The organism is Pseudomonas aestiva, assembly GCF_039908605.1.
GTDB classification, from domain to species: Bacteria; Pseudomonadota; Gammaproteobacteria; order Pseudomonadales; family Pseudomonadaceae; genus Chryseomonas; species Chryseomonas aestiva.
The window spans coordinates 3599932-3620006 of record NZ_CP150916.1; the positions used below are offsets into that span (position 1 = coordinate 3599932).

Genomic DNA, 20075 nt, shown 5'->3' on the forward strand with positions numbered 1-20075 from the left:
CCAGCACGTATGTTGTGACCCGTGATGCGAGGGAGCGTGATAGAAAACGCACACCAAAACACGTCAGCTTGTTGAACAGTCCAGGTATAACCGTGCGCTTGCCTCTCAATATGGCTTGGATAGCGGGCTGTGCGACAAACTAAGCCCGTTTAGTCGAAGGGTTGGCGATCCATGCGTAGTCGCCGCCTCCGGACGTACTGTGGAAGGAGGTGTCAGTGCCGCCAGGGCAGATACAGGTGACCGATAAGGGCGTGTCACTAATTCGTCGTGGAGCGCTTCGCTGAAGTTGCGAACGAAGGCTTTCGAGGCGGCATAGAGCGCCATGTTGAGCACGGACTGGTAGGCACCGGTGGACGCGATGTTCACCCTTTAAGCGAGCGTATTAGTGGTTTTGTGTGCGTCTACAAAGCATCGCGCGAGGGCGATTAGGAAGTCATGATGAGCTGCATGAGCTCCGCGTCGCGTGTCCAGTCGATCTCTTCGAAGCGGCGGAAGTATCCGAAGCCAGCGTTGTTGATGAGGATGTCGATAGGGCCGCTGGCAGTCGCCGAGGCCCATAGCGTAAAGGCGGCGTCACGTTCACCGAGGTCGACGATGATGATTTCTACGTTCACACCGTTGCAGGCAGTGGCGACTGCAGCCAGTGCGTCGCGACGCCATGCAGTCAGCACTAGGTCAACACCCAGTTTGGCCACTTCACGCGCTATGGCTGCACCAATGTCGCTGAATGCGCCGGTTACTAGTGCACGCTTGCCAACGCAGGTGGATTTAGAAACGGGCATGGTCTTCCCCTGGATTACGATCTCGGCAGGGGCTGCTGGCTAAATTACTTGCACCACGACCTTGCCCTTGGCGCGCCCGCTTTCAACGTAGGCCAGTGCTTTAGCGGTGTCAGCGAAGGAAAAAACATTGTCGATAATCGGGCGAATGGCGCCGGCCTCAACGAGGGCCGTGATTTTGCGCAGGTGTGCGCCACTGGCTTGCATGAAGACAAACGAGTAATCGACCTGGTTTTGCCTTGCCTTTCTCCGGATACCAGCACTCAGCAGACGCAGCACCTGTCTGAGCGGCCAAGCTAGGCCACGCGCGGCGGCAAATGCCGGAGTGGGCGGCCCGGAAATGGAGATGAGGTGCCCACCGGACTTGAGAATACGTAGGGATTTGGTCAACTCGTGGTTGCTCAGACTGTTCAGCACTACGTCGTAGTCGCGCAGTTCCTTGGCAAAATCCTGCGTTTTGTAGTCGATGACGACGTCCGCACCCAAAGCGGTAGCCCAATCGACATTGGCTGTACTCGTGGTGGTGGCGACAAAGGCGCCCAAGTGCTTGGCTAACTGGATGGCGACGGATCCGACACCGCCGGAGCCGGCCTGGATAAATACCTTCTGCCCTTTCTGTAAGTGGGCGGTTTCGACCAGCACCTGCCACGCAGTCAAAGCTACCAACGGCAGGGCGGCGGCCTCTACCATGCCGAGGTTTTTGGGCTTCACTGCAACCGACGACGCCTTGACGGCGATGAACTCGGCAAAGGTGCCGATACGGTCATCATCCGGACGTGCATAAACCTCATCACCCGGCTTGAAATCGAAAACGCGGGCGCCAACTCCCACGACTTTACCGGCCACGTCATTACCCATAACAAGCGGCAGGCTGTAGGGAAGAATCAGCTTAAATTCTCCGCTCTTAATCTTGCTATCCAACGGGTTGACGCTCGCCGCGTGAACCTGGATGAGCACGTCATCGTCCCGTACTTCAGGGGCGGGCATTTCGCTGATGTGGCCAACGTCTTTTTTCCCGTAACGATCAATGATGAACGCTTTCATGGTGGGACTGTTCTCTAGAGTTTTTGAGCGAATGGGGCGCTTGTGGCGACGCAGTCACCAGTTTTCCTTGATCGGTCTCAGCTCGAGCTCCTGAGTCCACGCCGATTTCGGCTGGCGGTGCAGCAGCCAGTAGATTCCGGCTATGGCGTCTTAGCCGAGCAGGTCATCCGACTCGGCAAGGTCCCTGCCGGGAAAGACGGCCTGAAGTCGATCACCACTGACTCCGCCGTCGATGACGACATGGGCGACATGGACTTCTTTGGGGCCGTACTCACGAGCCATGCTCTGCGCGATCATGCGCAGCCCGGCTTTGGCGGCGGCGAAGTGGGCATAGCCGGGCTTGCCGCGCAGGCTGCCTGACGCGCCCGTGAAGATCACGGTGCCCCGGCCCAATGGCATCAGCCGACGTGCAGCTTCGCGACCGATCAGGAAGCCCGAGTAACAACCAACCCGCCAGAAGTCCTCAAACTGCGCGGCGGTTAACTGGGTGAAATCGATAACGGCGTTGTTGCCCGCGTTGGAGATCACCACATCGGCAGGTTCGCGTCCGGTGCCGGGACTCATCGCTCGATCGAACGCGGCCATTACCTGGGTTTCGTCGGTTACATCAGTTGGGAACGCCTCGGCGCTGTCGACGCCCAGAGCGGTGATTTCTGCCACCACGGTGTCGATCTTGGCTGCCGTACGGCCCACCACGACGACGTGATAGCCCTCGCGCGCAAAACGTTTGCACACGGCCCCGCCAACGCCGCGTACCGATCCCACGCCTAACACAATTGCCGTTGGCTGACTCATTTCATCGTTTCCGTTGCGCTGAGGGAGCTGATCCCCCCGATAGACTCCGGTTGACTCTCAAGAAAGGCCTGTGCTGTGTGCACGAACTCGCTGTGATACTGAAAAATTCCGCCATGTCCGGCATCGTTGTAGATCACCAGTTGCGCGCCAGGGATGCGCCGCGCCATGTCGTGACTATTCTCGGTCGGCACCATGATGTCCTGATCGCCATTGGCGATTAGGACAGGGACACGGATGCTGTCGAGCGCCTGAGGCGCCTGCCGGCCCCAAGCCTTGATGGCCTTCAGTTGGCGCAGCAAGGCATAGGGGGTCGGGCCTTTGTCCCGGTCTGACTTGCGCTCTTTCAGCCGCTGCAGAAAAGCCCTAGCAGCCGACCGGCCATTGGCTGTGGCGGTAAAAAACAGATAAGTCTTGGGGTCGCGCAGGGTCAAAAGACCTTTGAGCATCAATGGCCAAGAGACCTTGCCGACCTGTTCGATTCCGATTCCACCGGCCGGCCCCGTACCCGTCAGAATTAGCCGGCGCACGCGCTCAGGGGCCTTCAGCACGATGTCCTGTGCGACGAAGCCGCCGAGCGAAAATCCCAGCAGATCGACGGTGTTCAAACCCAGCGCATTGCTCAGTTCGATCACATCTCGCGCCATCCCATCGATGGTCACCGGTGCTATTCCGCCTGAGGCGCCAATGCCTCGGTAGTCGATGGCTATAACGCGTCGCGTAAGGGCGAGCCCATCCACGATTCGCGGGTCGAAATTATCCAGCACTGCGCCCCAGTGGTTCAGCAGAATCAATGGCACGCCATTGCGCGGGCCCAGGTCTCGGTAGGCAAATGCAGTGCTGCCAACCGCGACCGTGCGTGTTGGGGCGTCGATGTAGCTGGAGCTTGGTATGCCACCTGGTTCAGCGCGTTCTACCTGGGCTGTCATGGTTCTCTCCTGGGGCAACGTGCCGGGGCGGCCCTTATGCCTTTAGCTGATAGCGCTCGGCGACCTGCGCCTGACGCAAGTCAGAAATCAGGCCCAGTCGTGCACCGTTCAACGCTTCCCAGCGCGCCGAGTCGTGCAACGGCGGGATGGTGATCAGTTCACGGCGGTCGAAACCGACCAGTGCCGCGTCGACCAGGTCGTCCACGCTCATCAGGTCGGCAAGCGTGTTGATGTCGATGCCTGCACGCTCCCAGATCTCTGTTCGGGTTCCGGCCGGCAGCACGGCCTGCACGTAGACGCCCTTGGGCGCGAGCTCCAGGCTCAGGCCTTGGGACAGAAACAGCGCAAAAGCCTTGGTCGCCCCATAGACCGACATGCCGAACTCCGGCGCCAAGCCAACCACCGAGCCGATGTTGACGATTGCACCCTTGCCAGCCTGCGCCAGACGCGGGGCGATGGCGCTGGCCAGGCGAACCAGTGCGGTGGTGTTGAGCGTGACGAGGCGGGAGATATCGTCTGTGGATTGGTCGATGAACTGACCGGTCATCGCGGCCCCGGCGTTATTGATCAGGGTTTCAATCGTGATGTCCTCGCGCAGACGGGTCTCGACTGCCGCCAGATCGCCCGGCTGCGTGAGGTCTGCTGCAAGAACGTCTACCGCGACACCGGTTTCCTCGTGTAGACGCCCGGCAAGTGCGTCCAGGCGTGCGCGGTCGCGGGCGACCAGTACCAGGTCGTGGCCGCGGTGTGCGAAACGCTGTGCGTAGGTGGCGCCAATGCCGGTCGAGGCGCCGGTGATCAGAACAGTAGCTTTGGAGGTCAAGATGTTCTCCCGTGAGCGAAAAGGTGAACCCATGCCGCCGTACGCAGCATGGGCAGGGGGTTAACTGACGTTGGAATTGGCGAGGGTGGGATAGTCGATGTAGCCCTTGGCGCCGCCGCCATACAGGGTGGAGGGATCGAGCGCGTTGAGGGGCGCGCGCTGCTCCAGGCGTTCGACCAGGTCTGGGTTGCTAATGAAGGGGCGGCCAAAGGCAAACAGATCGGCCTTGCCCGCTTGCAGGTGGGCGTTGGCCAGATCGAGGTCATAACCGTTGTTGGCCAGGTAAGTGTTCTGGAATCGGCGGCGTAGCGCATCGAAGTCGAATGGTGCGACATCACGGGGGCCACCGGTGGCGCCTTCCACCACGTGTAGGTAGACGATGCCCAGCGCGCTGAGTTGGTCGACGATGTAGTCGTACTGGGGCTGTGGAGCGCTGCAGGAAATACCGTTGGCCGGTGAGACGGGAGAAATACGCACGCCCGTGCGCTCGGCACCGATTTCCTTGACTACTGCGGCGGTGACCTCCAGCAGGAGGCGGGCGCGGTTTTCGATAGATCCGCCATAGGCATCGGTACGCACGTTGGCGCCGTCTTTGATGAACTGTTCGAGCAGGTAGCCGTTGGCACCATGCACCTCAACGCCATCGAACCCAGCCGCAATAGCGTTGGCCGCCGCCTGGCGGAAATCGTCGACGATGCCGGCCAACTCATCCAGCGCCAGTGCGCGTGGTTCAGAGACATCGGCGAAACCGTTGTCAATGAAGTTCTTGGTCTCGGCGCGGATGGCCGAGGGGGCAACCGGCGCTTCGCTATTGGGCTGCAGATCGACATGGGAAACACGACCGACGTGCCACAGCTGTACAAAAATCCGCCCGCCCTTTGCATGAACGGCATCGGTTACTTTTCGCCAACCCTCGATCTGCGCCTGCGTATAGAGACCGGGTGTGTCTTGGTAGCCCTGAGCCTGCGCTGAGACCTGCGTGGCTTCGGTAATCAGCAAGCCTGCCGAGGCGCGCTGACTGTAGTAGGTAGCGGCATGCTCACTGGGAACCAGACCGGCACCGGCACGATTGCGTGTCAGCGGTGCCATCACGATACGGTTCGAGAGCGTGATCGAGCCAAGGGTGTAGGGCTCGAAAAGGGTTTTGTCAGTCATGAGGTTACCTGCGCCGGATCGGTTTCACTAAAAGTCCATTTATGATGTTGATCGTCATCTTTGCTGTCAAGAGTTTTGATGATGACCAACATCAATGTATGATTGCCGGTATTTCTGATGGCCGAACCAGAGGAGTCCTGAAGATGAAAGTCAGCAAAGCGCAGGTGCAGGCAAACCGTGCGCACATTGTCCATACGGCGTCGGTGCTGTTCCGCGAACGGGGTTACGACGGCGTAGGTATCGCCGATTTGATGGCCGCCGCAGGCTTCACCCACGGCGGGTTTTACAAGCACTTTGCGTCCAAAGCCGAGCTGATGGCGGAGGCGGCCACCTGTGGTTTCGCACAAGGCGCCGCCAGAGCAGACGAGATGGATGGGCTGGGGTTCGTGAAGGACTACCTGTCCAGGGAACATCGCGACGCGAGGGGCGACGGCTGTACGATGGCAGCACTGTCTGCCGACGCGGGACGTCAGCCCGAGCAGATTAAAGCGGCGTTTGCGTCTGGCCTCGAAAGCATGCTGGCGACGGTGGCAAGCAAAGCTAACGATGCAGACTCGGCCGAAAGCGAGTTACGCGCCCAACGCATTGTGGTGATTGCCCAAGTTGTCGGCGCACTCATGTTGTCGCGTGCTTGTCCGGATGACTCAGCACTAGCCGACGAGATTCTGGAGGCCTGCTGTGCGGACGTTTTGACGAGGCTTTCCTCCCGCACGAAACCTTCCAGCGCCTCCTGACCACTTGTTCGGCCGGGGGGGGACCCTGCGTCTAGAAAAGGACATCACTTGATGGAAACCACCCATCCTGGTTTCGAGGTACTTCCCCAACCGAGTGAACGACGAAAACAGCAATTCGTTCAGGTGACTTTTCTGCCAGCGTATTGGCATTTCACCGGCGCTGTCCGCTAGCGAACGTCCAATACGGCCGATTTCTGACTGTCGCCACCGGCTGCTTTGGGTCGATTCCTGCCGGTCAAGACCTACCCGTGGGGTTGGTCACATCCGATGCAAATGGCTGGTCAAGTCAGATGCAACTTTCCACCTAAGAGTCTAGACACTCCTGTGGCGCGTTCGACGGATGATCGCTGGCCGTGCGGCGCAGGTCGTTGAGACTGCCAGGATTCACCCTCATCAAAAAGCCAAAAGCCCGCAATTAAGCGGGCTTTTGGCTTTTTCTGCGAGACGTACCGGTCTATGCCGGCCGCGGGATCACTCCCACTCGATCGTCGCCGGCGGCTTGCTCGAGACGTCGTAGGTGACGCGGGAGATGCCGTCGATTTCGTTGATGATGCGGTTGGAGACCTTTTCCAGCAGCTCGTAGGGCAGATGGGCCCAGCGGGCGGTCATGAAGTCGATGGTTTCCACCGCGCGCAGGGCGACGACCCAGGCGTAGCGGCGGCCGTCGCCGACCACGCCGACGGATTTGACCGGCTGGAAGACGACGAAGGCCTGGCTGACCTTGTGGTACCAGTCGGCCTTGCGCAGTTCGCTGATGAAGATGTCGTCGGCGCGACGCAGCAGGTCGGCGTATTCCTTCTTCACTTCGCCGAGGATGCGCACACCCAGACCCGGGCCCGGGAAGGGGTGGCGATAGACCATGTCGTAGGGCAGGCCCAGCTCCAGGCCGATCTTGCGCACCTCGTCCTTGAACAGTTCGCGCAGCGGCTCGACCAGCTTGAGGTTCATCTCCTCGGGCAGGCCACCGACGTTGTGGTGGGACTTGATGACGTGGGCCTTGCCGGTCTTGGCGCCGGCCGACTCGATGACGTCGGGGTAGATGGTGCCCTGGGCCAGGAACTTGATGTTGTCGAGCTTGCTGGCTTCGGCGTCGAAGACGTCGATGAAGGTGCGGCCGATGATCTTGCGCTTCTTCTCCGGGTCGGCTTCGCCTTCCAGGTTGGTCAGGAAGCGCTGCTCGGAGTTGGAGCGGATCACCTTGACGCCCATGTTCTCGGCGAACATGGCCATCACCTGGTCACCCTCGTGCAGGCGCAAGAGGCCGTTGTCGACAAAGACGCAGGTCAGCTGGTCGCCGATGGCCTTGTGCAGCAGGGCTGCGACCACGGAGGAGTCAACGCCGCCGGAGAGGCCCAGCAGCACGTTGGCGCTGCCGACCTGGGCGCGCACCTGGGCGATGGCGTCCTCGACGATGTTGGCCGGGGTCCAGAGGGCTTCGCAGCCGCAGATGTCCTTGAGGAAGCGCGAGAGGATGCGCCCGCCCTGCTTGGTGTGGGTCACCTCGGGATGGAACTGCACGCCGTACCAGCCGCGCTCGTCGTCGCCCATGGCGGCGATGGCGCAGCTCGGAGTGCTGGCGACGATGTGGAAGCCTTCCGGCAGCTTGCCGACCTTGTCGCCATGGCTCATCCAGACGTCCAGGCCGAGCACGCCGTCGTCGTCGAGGTGGTCCTGGATGCCTTCGAGCAGGCGGCTCTTGCCGACCACGTCGACCTTGGCATAGCCGAATTCACGGATGTTGGAGCCTTCGACCTTACCGCCGAGCTGCTCGGCCATGGTCTGCATGCCGTAGCAGATGCCGAACAGCGGTACGCCCAAGTCGAACACTGCCTTGGGTGCGCGCGGGCTGCCGGCCTCATGGACCGACTCGGGCCCGCCGGCGAGGATGATGCCGCGCGGAGCGAAGGCGCGGATGTCGGCGTCGTCCATGTCGAAGGGGTGCAGCTCGCAATAGACGCCCAGTTCGCGCACGCGGCGGGCGATGAGCTGGGTGTACTGGGAGCCGAAGTCGAGGATGAGGATGCGGTGGGCGTGGATGTCTTGGGACATGGCCAGGTCTCGATAGCGCTAGGTTCAGACGATTCGGGGCTGTAAGACAGCCCCGAATCGCAACGTAAGAACTAAGAGCCTGTTAAAAGTCCACACGCGGCGCTTTTAACAGGCTCTTGAATCAGGAATCAGCTAACGCGGTAGTTAGGCGCTTCCTTGGTGATCTGCACGTCGTGGACGTGGGACTCGGCCATGCCGGCGCCGGTGATGCGCACGAACTGCGGCTTGGTGCGCATCTGCTCGACGGTGGCGCAACCGGTGTAGCCCATGGAGGCACGCAGGCCGCCCATCAGCTGGTGGATGATCGCCGCCAGCGGGCCCTTGTAGGGGACGCGGCCTTCGATGCCTTCGGGAACCAGCTTTTCGGCGCCGGAGGCAGAGTCCTGGAAGTAGCGGTCGCTGGAGCCCTGGGTCTGGGACATGGCGCCCAGGGAGCCCATGCCGCGGTAGGACTTGTAGGAGCGACCCTGGAACAGCTCGACCTCGCCCGGGGCCTCTTCGGTACCGGCGAACATGGAGCCCATCATCACGCAGTAGCCACCGGCGACGATGGCCTTGGACAGGTCACCGGAGAAGCGGATGCCACCGTCGGCGATCAGTGGCACGCCAGTGCCTTCGAGAGCGGCGGCGACGTTGGCGATGGCGGAGATCTGCGGCACGCCGACACCAGCGACGATGCGGGTGGTGCAGATGGAGCCCGGGCCGATGCCGACCTTGACCGCGTCGGCGCCGGCGTCAGCCAGGGCCTTGGCGGCTTCGGCGGTGGCGATGTTGCCGCCGATGACCTGCACTTGCGGATAGGTCTCCTTGACCCAGCGCACGCGCTCGATCACGCCCTTGGAGTGACCGTGGGCGGTGTCGACGACGATGACGTCGACGCCGGCGGCGACCAGGGCGGCCACGCGCTCGGGGGTCTCGGAACCGGTACCGACGGCAGCACCGACGCGCAGGCTACCGGCGTCGTCCTTGCTGGCGTTGGGGTAGGCCTTGGCCTTCTCGATGTCCTTGACGGTCATCATGCCCTTGAGGGCGAAGGCTTCGTCGACGATCAGCACCTTCTCGATGCGGTGCTTGTGCAGCAGCTCGCGGACTTCCTGCTTGTCGGCGCCTTCGCGCACGGTGACCAGGCGATCCTTGGGGGTCATGACTTCACGCACCGGCACGTCGAGACGGGTCTCGAAGCGCACGTCGCGGGAGGTGACGATACCCACCAGGTCACGGCCGGAGATCACCGGGACACCGGAGATGTTGTGCAGGCGGGTCAGGTCGAACAGATCGCGCACGCTGGCGTCGGCGTCGATGGTGATGGGGTCCTTCACCACGCCGGCCTCGAAGCGCTTGACCTTGCGGACTTCCGCGGCCTGCTGCTCGACGGTCATGTTCTTGTGGATGATGCCGATGCCGCCTTCCTGGGCCATGGCGATGGCCAGACGGGACTCGGTCACGGTGTCCATGGCGGCGGACACCAGGGGAATGTTCAGCTCGATGCCACGGGTCAGGCGGGTCTTGAGACTGACGTCTTTCGGCAGGACATCCGAATAGCCGGGGATGAGGAGAACATCGTCGAACGTCAGGGCTTCTTGGCTGATGCGCAGCATGGCGGGCGCTCCCGGGCGGGAAAATTTAGGAGCGCGACATTATACCTGCGCTTGGGGATGGGCGGCAACGCACTCGGACACCAACGGTAAGAGGATTCGATTTACGTGAGAATGACTATCAACATAGAATCGCCGCCACTTCACCCGCCCCTGCCGAGATCGCCCTTGAACACGCTGCCCAGAGCCCTTCGCCGTTTCGCGCCCTTCGCCTTCAGCACCCTGGCCCTGGCAACCAGTTCGGGCCTGCTGGCCGCGGAAAACGCCAGTCTCGCCCCCATGGATATTTCCGCCACGGCCAGCGAGGCGGACGACAGCTATCGGGCGGCTACCGCTTCCACGGCGAGCAAGAGCGATGTGCTGATCAGGGAAGAGGCGCAGTCGGTGCAGACCGTGACCCCGCAGCTGATCCAGGACTACGAGGTGCGGACCCTGGACGATGCCTCGAAATTCGTCAGCGGCGTGACCCAGAGCAACACCCTGGCCGGGACCAAGGATGCCTTCGTCAAACGCGGCTTCGGCAGCAACGCCGATGGCTCCATCTTTCGCGATGGGGTGCGCTCGAATCTGTCGCACAACTTCGACGCCACCGCCGAGCGCGTGGAAGTCCTGAAGGGCCCCGCCTCGCTGCTCTATGGCGCCCTGGAGCCCGGCGGCCTGATCAACGTGGTCAGCAAGCAGCCGCAGTACCAGCAACGCACCACCCTGAGCGGCTCGGCCTATAGCGAAGGCGGCGGCAATCTCGGCATCGACACCACCGGCCCCCTGGGTGACAGCGGCTTCGCCTATCGGCTGATCGCCGAGCGCCAGAGCGAGGACTACTGGCGCAATTATGGGGTGGATCAGCACACCCTGGTGGCGCCGTCGCTGTCCTGGACCGGCGAGCGCGCCAGCCTGACCCTGGCCTATTCCTATAACGATTACACCGGCCCGGTGGATCGCGGGACGGTGTTCGTCAATGGGCATCCCAGCAGCGCCAGCTACGACAAGCGCCTCGACGAGAAATGGTCCGAGAGCAAAGGCATCACCGAGACGGCTAGCGCTCGCTACGAGTACCAGCTCAGTGATGACTGGAAGACGCGGCTGATCTACGCCTGGAACAACGACAGGTACAGCCTGGACTTCGCCCAGCCGGTCTCCTTGGCCGCGAATGGCAATCTGCTGCGGACGGCCAATGGCGCCCATTACAATTACGAGACGACGTACGCCAGTTGGGACTTCATCGGCCGGCAGGATCTGCTGGGCCAACGCCATGATCTGCTGGTGGGCCTCGATCACGAGGATAACGACCAGTACCGTGGCAACACCTACCGCAACAACAATGCCTCGCGCCGCAACATCAATATCAACGCGCCGGTGTACGGCAGCCTGGCAGCACCCAGCCTCCTGAGTACGACCCAGAGCGATCAGGACAGCAGCCTGGAATCCACTTCGCTGTACTTCAAGGACAACTGGCACCTGAATGATCGCTGGATCCTGGTGCTGGGCGGCCGCTACCAGAGTTTCAAGCAGCACAGCGATCAAGGCCTGGGCCGGGATTACGTCGTCAATCTGAACAAGCGCGATCACGCGGCTCTGCCGCTGGCCGGTGTGGTGTTCCAGGCCACCGATACCCTGTCGCTATACGGTAACTACAGTCGATCCTTCGTGCCGAACACCACCGTCGACGACCGCGGCAACACCTTCGATCCCGAAGAAGGCCGCAGCTTCGAGGTGGGTGCCAAGTACGACCTGACGCCTGGTCTGAATCTGAACGTGGCGCTGTACGACATCCAGAAGAAGAATGTGGTGACCACCAGCAACGTGGCGGGTGTGAGCGTGAGCGAAGCCGCCGGCAAAGTCGGCTCGCGGGGCCTCGAAGTGGACCTCACCGGCCATCTGGCCGAGCGCTGGGACATGATTGCCACCTACGCCTACGATCATACCGAGGTGCTCGATGATCCCAGCAACGAGGGCAAGCGCCTGCCCCAGGCGCCCAAGCACAGCGGTAGTCTCTATCTGACCCACCACCTGCTGGTCCCCTCCAACCTCGGTGGCTGGCACCTCGGCGGCGGCGCGAGCTACGTCGGCGAGCGGGCCGGCGATGCGGCCAACAGCTTCTACATGAGCAGCTACACCGTGGCCGACGCCTTCCTGCGCTGGGACCTGCCGGTGACCGGCTACCAGACCCGCCTGCAGCTCAACGTCGACAACCTGTTCGACAAGCAGTACTACCCGTCGAGCGCCAACAGTCCGCTGCAGGTGGCGGTGGGCGAACCGCGGACGGCGCGGCTGACTGCCACGGTGAGCTTCTGATCCAAAGGGGATGCCTACCTGCCAGTTCTCAGCATGGGAAACAGGCCGAGGGCTAGGAGGCTTTCGACCTCCTGGCAACCTCTATCAGTTACAACAAATTGCGGCATGGTTCGCTGACGAGCCTTTGAAAGGCAGGCACTGTCCCGTCCACGTTCGTCTGTTCAAGTCGTTTGCTCCCCTGAGCAAGTCCAGCGAGCGCTCAACCTGATCTTCAAAGGATGAACGCCATGACTGCCAAGCAACTACCGCTAGAAGATGACCAAACCCTCGCCTTCGCCAAGGCATCGCAGAGCACCGTACCCGCCACGCCAGCCGGCACCTTCGACGGCGTCAGCTACTACGCGTTCCAGAACCAGCCGCGCCTTACTCTCGACATCAATGCCGCCGCAGCCAAGGTCGGTTTCGCCAAGACCTTCGACGCCAGCGGCCCGCACTACACGGCAGGCTCCACGCTGAATGAAGTGAGCCTCATCGGTCACTATGAAGAGCAACGAACGCTTCTGGATGGCCATACCCGCGGCACCAGTCCGGGTGATAGTTCGCTGGACTCCAGCATTGCCAAGCTGACCGTCAGCCTCACCGATGTGCCCAGCAACGACCTCAATCTCTGGTCCCACGTCGACCTGAGCAACTTCGACGGGCTGCAGACGTTCGACGGCTCCCAGTCCACCGTCGGCCTGTTCATCGACCTGACCAATGCCTACCGAAATGATGGCCCTGACGTGCGTAGCGAGAGTGCCTTTCTTAAGACGGTAACGACCGGTAGCGCGGGCGATTTTCTCTATGTCAGCACCATCGCCGCAGCGGAGTTGGACAGCGTCGCCGCGCTCGGCAATTCCCGGGCGAAGCCGTTGACGATAGACACAGGTGCAGGTGGGGACGATATCTTCGCCTACATCCAGCAGGCCGATGTGGTCATCAACGCCGGCGCGGGTGGTGACTCCATCGACCTGTCCGTCGAAAAAGGCGTCGCGGCGCACAATGCCACCGTAAGGGGCAACTATGGTCACGGTGCCACCGTCACCCTGGGTGAAGGCCGGGATTACCTATCCGTCGACACCCTGGGCGGCGGCACGCTGGCCAACTTCGATGGCAGTAGCAGCGCCGCCGCCAATCGCTCCCTGGCGGCCAACCACATCACAATCACCGACTACCAGGCCAGTGAAGACCACCTCATCTTCGGTTTTTCGATCCAGAAACCCGAAGCGGTGACCACGGTAGCGGATGCCGCCCTCAAAGACGCCACCAGCCTGTACGGCGCGCTGCAACAGGTGGCGCAATCCATGGCCTACAACGAGCATGCCGCCGTCTTTCACTATGGGACGGACACCTACGTCCTGCACAACGTGGGCGATACCGGCCAGATCGACACCGCCGACTCGCTGATCCAACTGGTGGGCATCCAGGATCTGCAGGACGTGGCCGGCACGGTATCCGCCGGTCAGCGTGGCATAGGCAGCTAGGGCCCGGCCGTGGGGACCCTGCCTGCACGAGCGTCGGGGTCCCATGGCTTTCGCCCGATCCGGTGGCTCGGAGCAATCGAGGCGACAGCACCGCCGAGGGCGGGCGAAGAAAACAGCCCTGAGCCAGAAAGAGGCACTGGACAGCGGATGCCAGCCCTGCGCTGATGCTCTATCCTAGCCGCCCCGCTCGGGGCCTCGGCCCGCCTGGCGGGCCTCTTTCCGTCTTCAGCCAGTCCCCGTCATGCTCGATCGCCGCGCCCTTCTGCAATTCGCCGCCGGTACCGCCCTGCTCGCCGGGCTGCCGGGTCGGGTATGCGCACGCGCGTCGGCGGTGGATGGCGACTTTCCGCGGCAGGTGGAGCATGTGGTGGGCAGGACCCTCATTCCCCGCCAGCCCCAACGCGTGGCCGTGATCTCCACCGGCCAGCTGGACGCCGCCCTGAGCCTGGGCGTGATCCCGGCGGGCACCACCCGGGTGGACAATCGCGAACTGGCCCCCGGCTATCTGCGCACCTCCCTCGCCAGCCGCGCCGGCGAGCTGGACGCCATGGTCGATCTGGGCAGTCGCCAGGCGCCGGATCTGGAAGCCCTGGCGCGTCTGGCGCCGGATCTGATCGTGCTCAATCGCACCGTGCTCAAGGCCGGCGGCCTGGAGCTGTTTTCGCGCATCGCCCCCACGGTGGTGGCGCGCGGCACCGGTGGCAACTGGCGGCCGGACTTCCTCGTGCTGGCCGATGCCCTGGGGCGGCGCCAGCAGGCCGAGCGCCTGCTGGCGGACCTGGATCGGGATCTCGCCGGCCTGGCGCAGCGCTTCGGCGCTCAGCCACCCTCCGCCTCCCTGCTGTTTTCCAGTGGCGCCCGGCTGCGCCTGATGGGCGCGGATTCCTTTGCCGGCGGCTTGCTGCAGGCCATGGGCGTGACCCGCCCGGCGGCGCAGCGCTTCAAGGGCACCTCGCGAGATGTCAGCGCCGAGTTGCTGGATCTGGCCGACGCCGACTGGCTGTTCTACGCCGAGCAGGGCACCGCCCTGGCCAGCCTGGCGCGGCAACCGCTGTGGCCGCGGCTGACTGCGGTGCGTCAGTCCCGGGCCGTTCGCGTGGATACCGACGCCTTCTATCTCAACGCCGGGCCCCTCGCCGCCCGCCAGGTGATCGGCACGGTCGCCGGCGCCCTGGGGATGACATGACCCCGCCGGCCCGCCCCGCGCCTCTTGCACAACGGGCATCCGCCGCCCGCGGTGGCCTGGTGCTGGTCCTGCTGCTGATCGTCCTGGCGCTGGCGGTGGTGGCGAGTCTGGGCATAGGCGCACGGTCGCTGTCGGCGGCGCAGATCCTGCACCTGCTGGTTGCGCCCGATGACTCCACCGAGGCCGTGGTGCTCTGGCAGCTGCGTCTGCCGCGCACCCTGCTCGGGCTGCTGGTGGGCGCCGCCCTGGGCCTGGCCGGCGCCCTGATGCAGGCGCTGACGCGCAATCCCCTGGCCGACCCCGGACTGCTGGGGATCAATGCCGGAGCGGCCTTTGCCGTGGTGGCCGGGCTGTCGCTGGCAGGGCTGGACGACGCCCCGACGCGCCTGGCCTGCGCCCTGCTGGGGGCGGCCCTGGCCGCCGGCCTGGTCTATCTGCTCGGTGGCAGCGCCCCGGCCCGTGGCCAGCCGCTGCGACTGATCCTGGCCGGCATCGCCCTCAGCGCCAGCCTCAACGCCTGCACCGGCATCATCACCCTGTTCGACAGCGCGGTGTTCGACAGCTACCGCTTCTGGGCGGTGGGCGCCCTGAGCGGCCAGACGCCGGGTGGCGCCCTCGGCATCCTGCCGCTGCTGCTGATCGGCCTGCTGCTGGGCCTGCCCCTGGGGAGCCGTCTCAATGCCCTGGCCCTGGGCGACGACCTCGGTCGTGCCCTGGGCGCCCGCCCCGGGCAACTGCGGCTGCTGGCCTTCGTCGCCATCGTGCTGCTGTGCGGCGCCGCCACCGCGGTGGCCGGCCCCATCGGCTTCCTGGGCCTGGTGGTGCCCCACGCCCTGCGCCTGCTGGTGGGCGCCGACTGGCGCTGGATTCTGGCGCTGGCGCCCCTGGCCGGGGCCAATCTGCTGTTGCTGGCCGACACCCTGGGCCGCCGCGTGGCCCTGCCGGGCGAGCTGGAGGCCGGAATAGTCTGCGCCCTGCTCGGCACCCCGGTGCTGCTCGCGCTGATCATCCGTTTCGCCCGGCGGGTGCGCCCTTGAGTCGTCATCGCTTCGCCCCCCGCCGCTCGGCGCGCTTCAAGGCCTGCCTGCTGCTGCTCCTGCTGGCGGCCATCGGCATCTGTGCCCTGACGCTCAGCGGCGGTGCCTTCGCTCCGGCGCCGCACCGGGTGGCGGCCACCCTGCTCGGTCGGGGCGACGCCCTGGCCAGTCTGATCCTGCTGGAGCTGCGCCTGCCGCGACTGCTGGCGGCCTTTGGCGTCGGCGCGGCCCTGGGTGCCAGTGGCGCCATCTTCCAGCGGCTGGCGCGCAATCCCCTGGCCAGTCCGGATCTGGTGGGCTTCACCGTCGGCTCGGCCAGCGGGGCGCTGATCACCCTGCTCTGGCTGCAACTGGGCGGCGCGGCGCTGATGCTGGGCGCCCTCAGCGGCGGGCTGCTGGCCGCGGCACTGGTCGCCGGCCTGGCGGCTCTGGCCGGGATACGTGGCGAGCGGATGATCCTGCTCGGCATCGCCGTCAGCGCCCTGCTCGCCTCGCTCAACGAATACCTGCTGACCCGCGCCGAGCTGGATGAAGCCCAGGAGGCCCGGCTCTGGCTGTTCGGCAGCCTCGACATGCTGACCTGGAGTCGCACCCTGACCCTGCTCGCCGGCTGCCTGCTGCTCCTGCCGTTGGCCGCCTGGCTGGCGCGGCGGCTGCGCCTGCTGGAGCTGGGCGACGACCTGGCCCGCGCCCTGGGCCTGGCCGTGCTGCCCAGCCAGAATCTGCTGCTGGCGGTCGCCGTGGCCCTGGCCGCCCTGGCCATCGCCACCGCCGGCCCCATCGGCTTCGTCGCCCTGGCGGCGCCCCAGCTGGCCCGCCGCCTGACCCGCAGCGCCGATCTCGGCATCCTCGCCCCCGCCCTGCTCGGCGCCTGCCTCACCGCCCTGGCCGACCTGCTGGCCCAGCGGCTGCTGGCGCCCTTCCAGATTCCGGTCGGGTTGCTCACCGGCGCCCTGGGCGGCCTCTATCTGATCTTCCTGCTGAGCCGCGAATGGCGGCGGACCTCATGAGCCAAGACGCCCCCTCCAGTCGCCTCGCCGCCCACCGCCTCACCGTGGGCTACGGCGGCCAGCCGATCTGCGCCGACCTCGATGTGCGGCTGCCCGATGGCCGCTTCACCGTCATCATCGGCCCCAACGGCTGCGGCAAGTCGACCCTGCTGCGCAGCCTGGCGCGGCTGATCCGCCCCAGCGCCGGCGAGGTGCGCCTGGACGGCCGGCTGATCCAGGACCTGCCGACCCGCGAGGTGGCCCGGCGTATCGGCCTGCTGCCGCAGAGCGCGGTGGCACCGGACGACATCCTGGTCAGCGACCTGGTGGCCCGCGGGCGCCATCCCCATCGCCAGGCCTTCGCCGGCTGGACGGAGGCCGACGAGCGCGCGGTGCAGCACGCCCTGGAAGCCACCAATACCCTGGCACTGGCCGAGCGGGCGGTGGACAGCCTCTCCGGCGGGCAGCGCCAGCGGGTGTGGATCGCCCTGGCGCTGGCCCAGGAGACCCCGCTACTGCTGCTCGACGAACCCACCACCTTTCTCGACATCGCCCACCAGGTGGAGCTGATGGAGCTGCTCTGCCGGCTCAATCGGGAGGGTGGCCGCACCCTGGTGGCGGTACTGCACGACCTCAACCAGGCCTGTCGCTACGCCGACCACATCATCGCCCTGCGCGCCGGCCGCATCCTCGCCGAGGGCCCGCCGGCGGAGATCGTCACCCCCGAGCTGATCGAGGCGTTGTACGGCCTCAGGTGCGCGGTGATCGAGAATCCCCTGGCGGGCACGCCGCTGGTGATTCCCTATTAGACGCAGGCCCCGGAAAACGCTGCGCGGTTTTCCAGGCTACCGGTAGGGTGGACGACGGCGCCGCCTCGTCCACCGTTGCACCCCATCTTGTCGGACGATCCCGCAGGTGCTCCACTGGCGATCCAGAACAACAACGGAGCCCGCCATGCATATCGTCATCCCCGACGACTACCAGCACGTCGTCGAAACCCTGGATTGCTACCCCCTGCTCCAGCGCGCCGGGCATCAGGTGACGCTCTATCACGACGCCGAGCGTGATCCCAAGGTGCTGGTGGAGCGCTTCCGCGATGCCGATGCCCTGGTGCTGACCCGTGAGCGCACCCGTATCGACGCCGAGCTGCTGGCGCATCTGCCACGCCTCAAGCTGATCAGCCAGACCGGCAAGGCCACCGCCCACCTCGATGTGGCCGCCTGCACCCACCGGGGAATAGCCGTCTGCGAAGGCAGTGGTTCGCCGGTCTCCACCGCCGAGCTGACCTGGACGCTGATACTCATGGCCCGGCGCAAGCTCAAGCCGGCCATCGACGCCCTCTATGCCGGACGCTGGCAGGTCAACCTGGGCGAACGGCTGGATGGGCAGCTCCTCGGCATCTGGGGCTACGGCAAGATCGGCCAGCGCCTGGCGCGCTACGGGCAGGCCTTCGGCATGCCGGTGCTGGTCTGGGGCAGCGAGGCCTCGCGCGCCCGCGCCGAAGCCGACGGCCATCGTGCGGCGACCAGCCAGGAGTCTTTCTTCGCCGAGGCCGATATCATCAGCCTGCATCTGAGATACAGCGAGCGCAGCCGCGGCTGCGTGCGGGCCGAAGACCTGGCGCGGATGAAGAAGAGCGCCCTGCTGGTCAACACCGCCCGCGCCGGCCTGATCGAACCCGGCGCCCTGCTCACGGCGCTGGAACGGGGGCATCCCGGCCAGGCGGCGCTGGATGTCTTCGAGCAGGAGCCGGTGGCGCCGGACGATCCCCTGCTCGCCCATCCCCAGGTGCTCTGCACCCCGCACCTGGGATACGTGGAAAAGCACAGCTACGAACTCTATTTCGGCGAGGCCTTCGCCAACCTGGTGGGCTTCTTCGCCGGCGAACCGACGGGGCTGGCCAATCCGGAGGTGTGGGGGCGGTAGGCTTGGGGGCGCGTGGATAAGGCTGCGCCGTTATCCACTCTACGCAGCGCTCTGTTGGGCGCAGCGAGGCCTGACAACTGCACCCTCACCCCAGCCCTCTCCCAGAAAGAGAGGGGGAAAAGCGGTGTACACCTCGCAGGTTGGGTTGAGCGCAGCGAAGCCCACCATTGTCCAGGCTTGAGCGCTGTTGGGTTTCGACGATGAAGCCGTCTCAACCCAACCTACGGCAACCGCTCCCTTACCGCGGCGGCGAAGGCTACGGGGGCTTCCTGGGGAATGTTGTGGCCGCAGCCAGGTAGCACCTCGTAGCGGAAGGGTCCGCTGAAGTGCTGCGCCACCCTGGCCTCACCCTGCACCTTGGTGACCCCATCGTCGGCGCCCGCCAATACCGTGGTGGGCACGTGGATGGGTGGCTGCGCGGCGAGCCGGCGCTCGGTCTCGGCATAGGCCGGAGCATCCGGGGCCAGGCCGTAGCGGTGGCGATAGGAGTGGATCACGGTGTCGACGAAATCGGGATTGTCGAAGGCCGCGGCGCTAAGCGTATAGGTGGCGTCGCTGAAGCGCCAGCTGGGTGACCACAGCGACCAGAGCAGTCGACAGAAATCGCGGCGATGTTCCGCCAGGCCGGCGCGCCCCCGTTCACCGTGGAAATAGTACTGGTACCAATAGCGCAGCTCCGCCGCCGGCTCGGCCGGCTGGGTCGCCGCGGCGGCGATGTCCTGGATCGGATAGCCGTCGCCCAGCACCAGCCCCGCGACCCGTTCGGGCCAGAGGGCGGCGACGATGCCGGCGGCGCGGCCACCCCAGTCGTAACCGGCCAGGGTCGCCCGCTCCAGGCCCAGGGCATCGAGCAGTGCCAGGACGTCATGGGCCAGGGCCGCCTGCTGGCCGGAGCGCGGGGTATCGGCGCTTAGGTAACGGGTGGCGCCGTAGCCGCGCAAATAGGGCACATAGACCCGGCAGCCAGCGGCGGCCAGTTCATCGGCCACCTCGGCGTAGGCGTGGATGTCGTAGGGAAAGCCATGCAGCAGCAGGACCGGCGCGCCGCCGTCCGGTCCCTGGACCTGATAGGCCACGTCCAAGACGCCGGCCTGGATGGAGGTGAGCATCAGAGTTCTCCGCAAAGGGTGTTGTAGAGCGGAGAGGTGGGTGGGCCTGGGAGTTCCCAAGGTGGCCACTTCGCGTGGAAAACGCCAAGCGGTTTTCCATCCAGATGCGATGTAGGTTGGGTTGAGCGCAGCGAAGCCCAGCAGGGATGTCCGGTCTCGTTGGGCTTCGA

General features: G+C 64.8%; 18 protein-coding genes. 8 read left to right on the forward strand and 10 right to left on the reverse strand.

The window, feature by feature from the left end:
* Window positions 1-105: 105 nt before the first annotated feature.
* From AABM56_RS23135 to AABM56_RS16735, 7 genes are all read right to left on the reverse strand, one after another.
* Window positions 106-324: a hypothetical protein gene (locus AABM56_RS23135; protein ID WP_367576154.1), complete on the reverse strand. Its 219-nt coding sequence runs from the start codon at window positions 322-324 to the stop codon at window positions 106-108.
* Window positions 325-425: 101 nt separating this feature from the next.
* Window positions 426-782: an SDR family NAD(P)-dependent oxidoreductase gene (locus tag AABM56_RS16710; RefSeq protein WP_347883518.1), complete on the reverse strand. Its 357-nt coding sequence runs from the start codon at window positions 780-782 to the stop codon at window positions 426-428.
* A gap of 39 nt (window positions 783-821) precedes the next feature.
* Entirely contained in the window at window positions 822-1823 is a 1002-nt protein-coding gene (locus tag AABM56_RS16715; RefSeq protein ID WP_347883519.1) for an NADP-dependent oxidoreductase, read from the reverse strand.
* Between the two features lie 150 nt (window positions 1824-1973).
* Complete coding sequence (locus tag AABM56_RS16720) at window positions 1974-2618, reverse strand: SDR family NAD(P)-dependent oxidoreductase (protein WP_347883520.1); 645 nt, start codon at window positions 2616-2618, stop codon at window positions 1974-1976.
* A complete protein-coding gene (locus AABM56_RS16725) occupies window positions 2615-3544 on the reverse strand; it encodes an alpha/beta hydrolase (protein WP_347883521.1) in 930 nt (309 codons plus the stop codon). The genes AABM56_RS16720 and AABM56_RS16725 overlap by 4 nt, the downstream gene beginning before the upstream one ends.
* 34 nt (window positions 3545-3578) lie before the next feature.
* Entirely contained in the window at window positions 3579-4367 is a 789-nt protein-coding gene (locus tag AABM56_RS16730) for an SDR family oxidoreductase (RefSeq protein WP_347883522.1), read from the reverse strand.
* Window positions 4368-4427: 60 nt separating this feature from the next.
* Window positions 4428-5522, reverse strand: coding sequence for an alkene reductase (locus AABM56_RS16735; protein WP_347883523.1), 1095 nt, complete (start codon window positions 5520-5522; stop codon window positions 4428-4430).
* Between the two features lie 143 nt (window positions 5523-5665).
* On the opposite strand from AABM56_RS16735, the gene AABM56_RS16740 reads away from it, so the two are divergent.
* Complete coding sequence (locus tag AABM56_RS16740) at window positions 5666-6256, forward strand: helix-turn-helix domain-containing protein (RefSeq protein WP_347884132.1); 591 nt, start codon at window positions 5666-5668, stop codon at window positions 6254-6256.
* A 471-nt stretch (window positions 6257-6727) separates the two neighbouring features.
* Here AABM56_RS16740 and guaA read toward each other — a convergent pair whose 3' ends face one another.
* Window positions 6728-8305 (reverse strand): glutamine-hydrolyzing GMP synthase, encoded by a 1578-nt coding sequence (gene guaA / locus AABM56_RS16745; RefSeq protein ID WP_133862639.1) that lies wholly within the window; start codon window positions 8303-8305, stop codon window positions 6728-6730.
* A gap of 128 nt (window positions 8306-8433) precedes the next feature.
* The gene (gene guaB / locus AABM56_RS16750; RefSeq protein WP_059315777.1) at window positions 8434-9903 is read right to left on the reverse strand and encodes an IMP dehydrogenase; all 1470 of its coding nucleotides are present in this window, start codon (window positions 9901-9903) and stop codon (window positions 8434-8436) included.
* Window positions 9904-10068: 165 nt separating this feature from the next.
* Here guaB and AABM56_RS16755 point away from each other — a divergent pair, with 165 nt between their 5' ends.
* From AABM56_RS16755 to AABM56_RS16785, 7 genes are all read left to right on the forward strand, one after another.
* A complete protein-coding gene (locus AABM56_RS16755) occupies window positions 10069-12195 on the forward strand; it encodes a TonB-dependent siderophore receptor (RefSeq protein WP_347883524.1) in 2127 nt (708 codons plus the stop codon).
* 227 nt (window positions 12196-12422) lie between these two features.
* The gene (locus tag AABM56_RS16760) at window positions 12423-13658 is read left to right on the forward strand and encodes a hypothetical protein (protein WP_133862637.1); all 1236 of its coding nucleotides are present in this window, start codon (window positions 12423-12425) and stop codon (window positions 13656-13658) included.
* Window positions 13659-13899: 241 nt separating this feature from the next.
* Complete coding sequence (locus AABM56_RS16765) at window positions 13900-14844, forward strand: iron-siderophore ABC transporter substrate-binding protein (protein ID WP_347883525.1); 945 nt, start codon at window positions 13900-13902, stop codon at window positions 14842-14844.
* Window positions 14841-15881: an iron chelate uptake ABC transporter family permease subunit gene (locus tag AABM56_RS16770; protein ID WP_347883526.1), complete on the forward strand. Its 1041-nt coding sequence runs from the start codon at window positions 14841-14843 to the stop codon at window positions 15879-15881. The genes AABM56_RS16765 and AABM56_RS16770 overlap by 4 nt, the downstream gene beginning before the upstream one ends.
* Window positions 15878-16891 (forward strand): iron chelate uptake ABC transporter family permease subunit, encoded by a 1014-nt coding sequence (locus tag AABM56_RS16775; protein ID WP_133862635.1) that lies wholly within the window; start codon window positions 15878-15880, stop codon window positions 16889-16891. Before AABM56_RS16770 ends, AABM56_RS16775 begins: the two co-directional genes overlap by 4 nt.
* On the forward strand, window positions 16873-17679 hold the full coding sequence (locus AABM56_RS16780) for an ABC transporter ATP-binding protein (RefSeq protein ID WP_133862634.1): 807 nt from the start codon (window positions 16873-16875) through the stop codon (window positions 17677-17679). The genes AABM56_RS16775 and AABM56_RS16780 overlap by 19 nt, the downstream gene beginning before the upstream one ends.
* Window positions 17680-17824: 145 nt before the next feature.
* Window positions 17825-18796: a D-2-hydroxyacid dehydrogenase family protein gene (locus AABM56_RS16785; protein WP_347883527.1), complete on the forward strand. Its 972-nt coding sequence runs from the start codon at window positions 17825-17827 to the stop codon at window positions 18794-18796.
* 221 nt (window positions 18797-19017) lie between these two features.
* Here AABM56_RS16785 and AABM56_RS16790 read toward each other — a convergent pair whose 3' ends face one another.
* Window positions 19018-19905, reverse strand: a complete 888-nt coding sequence (locus tag AABM56_RS16790; protein ID WP_133863163.1) for an alpha/beta fold hydrolase — start codon at window positions 19903-19905, stop codon at window positions 19018-19020.
* Window positions 19906-20075: the final 170 nt, after the last annotated feature.

What these genes read in the sequence shown, in the direction of transcription:
- AABM56_RS23135 (WP_367576154.1), bottom strand. Translation starts at nt 324, where the DNA reads ATGGCGCTCTATGCCGCCTCGAAAGCCTTCGTTCGCAACTTCAGCGAA.
- AABM56_RS16710 (WP_347883518.1), bottom strand. Translation starts at nt 782, where the DNA reads ATGCCCGTTTCTAAATCCACCTGCGTTGGCAAGCGTGCACTAGTAACC.
- AABM56_RS16715 (WP_347883519.1), bottom strand. Translation starts at nt 1,823, where the DNA reads ATGAAAGCGTTCATCATTGATCGTTACGGGAAAAAAGACGTTGGCCAC.
- AABM56_RS16720 (WP_347883520.1), bottom strand. Translation starts at nt 2,618, where the DNA reads ATGAGTCAGCCAACGGCAATTGTGTTAGGCGTGGGATCGGTACGCGGC.
- AABM56_RS16725 (WP_347883521.1), bottom strand. Translation starts at nt 3,544, where the DNA reads ATGACAGCCCAGGTAGAACGCGCTGAACCAGGTGGCATACCAAGCTCC.
- AABM56_RS16735 (WP_347883523.1), bottom strand. Translation starts at nt 5,522, where the DNA reads ATGACTGACAAAACCCTTTTCGAGCCCTACACCCTTGGCTCGATCACG.
- AABM56_RS16740 (WP_347884132.1), top strand. Translation starts at nt 5,666, where the DNA reads ATGAAAGTCAGCAAAGCGCAGGTGCAGGCAAACCGTGCGCACATTGTC.
- guaA (WP_133862639.1), bottom strand. Translation starts at nt 8,305, where the DNA reads ATGTCCCAAGACATCCACGCCCACCGCATCCTCATCCTCGACTTCGGC.
- guaB (WP_059315777.1), bottom strand. Translation starts at nt 9,903, where the DNA reads ATGCTGCGCATCAGCCAAGAAGCCCTGACGTTCGACGATGTTCTCCTC.
- AABM56_RS16760 (WP_133862637.1), top strand. Translation starts at nt 12,423, where the DNA reads ATGACTGCCAAGCAACTACCGCTAGAAGATGACCAAACCCTCGCCTTC.
- AABM56_RS16765 (WP_347883525.1), top strand. Translation starts at nt 13,900, where the DNA reads ATGCTCGATCGCCGCGCCCTTCTGCAATTCGCCGCCGGTACCGCCCTG.
- AABM56_RS16770 (WP_347883526.1), top strand. Translation starts at nt 14,841, where the DNA reads ATGACCCCGCCGGCCCGCCCCGCGCCTCTTGCACAACGGGCATCCGCC.
- AABM56_RS16780 (WP_133862634.1), top strand. Translation starts at nt 16,873, where the DNA reads ATGGCGGCGGACCTCATGAGCCAAGACGCCCCCTCCAGTCGCCTCGCC.
- AABM56_RS16785 (WP_347883527.1), top strand. Translation starts at nt 17,825, where the DNA reads ATGCATATCGTCATCCCCGACGACTACCAGCACGTCGTCGAAACCCTG.
- AABM56_RS16790 (WP_133863163.1), bottom strand. Translation starts at nt 19,905, where the DNA reads ATGCTCACCTCCATCCAGGCCGGCGTCTTGGACGTGGCCTATCAGGTC.